The organism is Lactobacillus leichmannii (assembly GCF_024701915.1).
Taxonomy (GTDB): Bacteria; Bacillota; Bacilli; order Lactobacillales; family Lactobacillaceae; genus Lactobacillus; species Lactobacillus delbrueckii.
In genome coordinates, this window is the sequence record NZ_QOCY01000058.1 from 1 (window position 1) to 3215 (window position 3215).

Annotated in this window: 2 protein-coding genes and 2 pseudogenes; 2 read left to right on the plus strand and 2 right to left on the minus strand. The window is 47.3% G+C overall.

Annotated features, from left to right (window positions below; all coding sequences use genetic code 11):
• A pseudogene (locus DS743_RS09305) lies at nucleotides 1-355 on the minus strand (IS4 family transposase); the annotation flags it as partial.
• A gap of 167 nt (nucleotides 356-522) precedes the next feature.
• On the opposite strand from DS743_RS09305, the gene DS743_RS09195 reads away from it, so the two are divergent.
• Nucleotides 523-1452: a DegV family protein gene (locus DS743_RS09195; RefSeq protein WP_035184699.1), complete on the plus strand. Its 930-nt coding sequence runs from the start codon at nucleotides 523-525 to the stop codon at nucleotides 1450-1452.
• Nucleotides 1453-1549: 97 nt separating this feature from the next.
• On the opposite strand, the pseudogene DS743_RS09200 reads toward DS743_RS09195, so the two are convergent.
• A pseudogene (locus tag DS743_RS09200) lies at nucleotides 1550-2518 on the minus strand (5-methyltetrahydropteroyltriglutamate--homocysteine S-methyltransferase); the annotation flags it as partial.
• A 400-nt stretch (nucleotides 2519-2918) separates the two neighbouring features.
• Between DS743_RS09200 and DS743_RS09205 the strand changes: the two are divergent.
• The gene (locus tag DS743_RS09205) at nucleotides 2919-3086 is read left to right on the plus strand and encodes a hypothetical protein (protein WP_013439891.1); all 168 of its coding nucleotides are present in this window, start codon (nucleotides 2919-2921) and stop codon (nucleotides 3084-3086) included.
• Nucleotides 3087-3215: the final 129 nt, after the last annotated feature.

Below are 3215 nucleotides of genomic sequence, written 5' to 3' on the forward strand. Positions count from 1 at the left end.
AGCAATCGGCACGTTGGTCAGAAGTCAGATCTTTCAGGTGCCCATTGACGATCCTCTCAGCTAGCAGAATAGTGAAGCGAAGCCAGTTGATATGTGGGTTCTGCATGAATCTATAGTAGGTGTTTTTTGAGAAGCCAGCAGTACACTTGCCAGACTTCTGTTGCATGTACATGCTTCTGTCTGGAAACACATTACCGAAGATGTATGAAAGGATCGACCAAAGTGGGATTCCTTTGGACTTGCGGAGCCCACATCTACGGAGAAGCTCCATAACTTTGTAGTCCTTGAAGAACTTTTCAACAGAACGAGAAATTTTGAGTTCGTTTTTGGTATCGAATGATGGTAAACTAGACATAGCACAAGCCTTTCGTTTGATATTGATGATGTTGTAGTTGAATTATATCAAGCGAACAAAGGCCTTGTGCTTTTTTATTAGCTAAACTATTGAATTTTCAAGGTACAAGCCCACTTTTGTAAGTGGGAAGTTTAAGTTTTTAGAATAATAATGCTCGGAGGAAAAATATGAAAATTGCTGTTTTAACCGACAGTTCTGCTTACCTGAGCAAGGAGCAACAAGAGAAGTATCATATCGACGTGGTGCCGATTCCCTTGATTTGGGACGGGAAGACCTACTACGACCTGGTCGACATCAGCTATGAAGAATTTTATGAAAAAATCTCTACTAGCCAGACCCTGCCGACCACTTCCCAGCCATCTTTGGGTCAGATCATGGAATTCGTCGACCGCTACGTGGAAGAAGGCTACACCGACGTAATCATCCTGCCTTTGTCCAGCGGGATCTCCAGCTCCTACAACAACCTGGTCAACTACGCGGCTGAAGAAGACCGGATCAAGATTCATCCTTTTGACTGCCGTACTACCTGTGCCGGCCTGGCTGACTGCGCCATTTTGGCTGCCCGCCTGGTTAATGCCGGAGCCAGCGTCGACCTCATCATGAAGGACCTGGAAGACCTGCGCAAGACGATCGGCGTCCGTTTCTTGGTCGACAACTTGGGCCACCTCAAGCGGACCGGCCGCCTGTCAAACGCGGCCAGCTTTATCGGCACCTTACTCCACATTACGCCAATCCTGGCCATGGACGTGCAAAAGACTGGCCACATCTCCGCCATTGCCAAGGAACGGCAATACAAGCGGGCCTACAAGCATGTCCAAAACGACTTCCGCGAATTGACGGAAAACAAGGACTACCCAATCCAGGCCACGATTTTTGACGCGGATAACCCCGACCGGGGCGATGAATGGCTTAAAGATTACCAGGCTGCTTTCCCAAAGGACAAGTTTGACCGGTCCATCATTGGCCCCGTTGTTGGCGTTCACTGCGGGAAAAATACCATCGCCATCATTTGGTGCCGGGACATCGACAGCTACTTTGACCAAGACGGCCAGCCTCTGCCAGATGTCGAATCTGCGGAAGTCGGCGAAAAGTTTTAAATTAGGCAAAAAAGAATAAGCAACAAATAAACTCCTGTGCTACTAGCTTGCACAGGAGTTTTTCTGTAATCCTTAATCAGTTTAGTTTTTATTCGCCCTAAACTTCGTCAGCGACTTCCTTGATGAACTTCAGCTTGTTCCATTCCTCTTCTTCAGTCAAGGTGTTGCCTTCTTCAGTTGACGCAAAGCCGCATTGCGGACTGAGGAAGAGGTTTGCCAAAGGCACATAGCCGCTGGCTTCCTTTAAGCGGGCGATGACCGCGTCCTTGTCTTCCAATTGGCCAAACTTGGAAGTTACCAGACCCAAGACGATCTTGACATTTTCCCGGCCGTTCCAGATCTGCTTGATTGGCGCCAGGTCACCGGATCTGTCTGAGTCGTATTCCAGGAAAAAGCCATTGTAGTTCAGCTGGGCCAGGTAAGGCGCAACCGGTTCATAGCCGCTGGAGAAAAGGAAGGTGGACTTGAAGTTGCCCCGGCAGATGTGGGTCGTTACCGTCAAGTCTTCCGGCAGGCCTTCCAAAGCAGCGTTGATAACCATTACCGCGCTTTCAGCCAAGTGGACGTACTTGGCATGTTCTTCTGGATTGTCCTGGCTTTCATTGAGCTTGCTAATCAAAAAGGCCCAGGTGGTGTCGTCGATTTGCAGGTAGCGGCAGCCGAGATCGTAAAAGTGCTTGATGGTTTCGTTGTAGGCCTTGCCTAAGTCAGCCAGGTAGTCTTCCTAGCTAGCGTAGAATTCTGGCCAGTTGTCAGACCGGTTATCTCTGAAGAGCATGGTTGGTGAAGGAATAGTCTGCTTGGCTACCGCGTCCCCGGCCGCCTTTTGGGTGAAAAGGAAGTGGTCAAAGAAAGGATGGTCTGGGTTGTAGGCTACCTTGCCGCCCAATTCAGCATTGTCAGTCCGGGTCTTGACCCCATGGAACTTATAGCTTTATTGGTAGTCGTACTTGATTTCCCCTTTAAGGCCCCACAAGAAGTCCAGGTGCCACCAGCTGCGGCGGAATTCACCATCAGTTACAGCTTTAAGGCCCACTGCCTTTTCCTTTTCAACCAGGTCGCTGATCCACAAGAGGCACTGGAGCAGCAGAAGACCTGGATGGGTCAAGGTCCGCTTTGACCAGAAAAGGGAAATTAATTCACTGGAAATTGTCAAAAAATCCCTGCTCCTAAACCAATCAGTAAACTAAATATGCTGGCGTAAACAAAAGCCAGGCTTTTCAACCTTTTCATATGCAATATCCGCTCCAATCCTTAATCTGCACCATTCCATGATAACAAATTTCCTTAGCAACTTGAAAGCTTTTTCCCCCCTCCTCCCTCCAACTTAACTTTTCTTATTCAATCGAAATTATCTATACCGGTACCCAATATTTATAGAAAAAGCTTTATTTGAAAACTTTTTCTATAAATGCTGGAATGCAAGGTGAAAATCAGAAAACAGTTAGCAAGTTAATATGAGGTGAATGAGATGTATCCGGGAACTTTTGAAGGCAACCTACTACTTAAACGACAAGAAGCCAATCGACCAGATGGACTTGCCGCTGCCGAAGATCGCGGTCAAGGGGGCTATGAAGAAGGTCCAGGGCACTTGGCTGGAAGAATTGCTCAAAGAAGCAAAATTGCTTGAGTAAACAAGCTAAAAATGAGATAAACGCCTTGCATGACAGCAAGTAAAACATACTAACCTAGTGTTGGATGATTACTCGACGGAGTAGTCGTTCAACACTTTTTCTTTTACTATATAAAGTGGAGATGAAGCC

What these genes read in the sequence shown, in the direction of transcription:
- DS743_RS09195 (WP_035184699.1), top strand. Translation starts at nt 523, where the DNA reads ATGAAAATTGCTGTTTTAACCGACAGTTCTGCTTACCTGAGCAAGGAG.
- DS743_RS09205 (WP_013439891.1), top strand. Translation starts at nt 2,919, where the DNA reads ATGAGATGTATCCGGGAACTTTTGAAGGCAACCTACTACTTAAACGAC.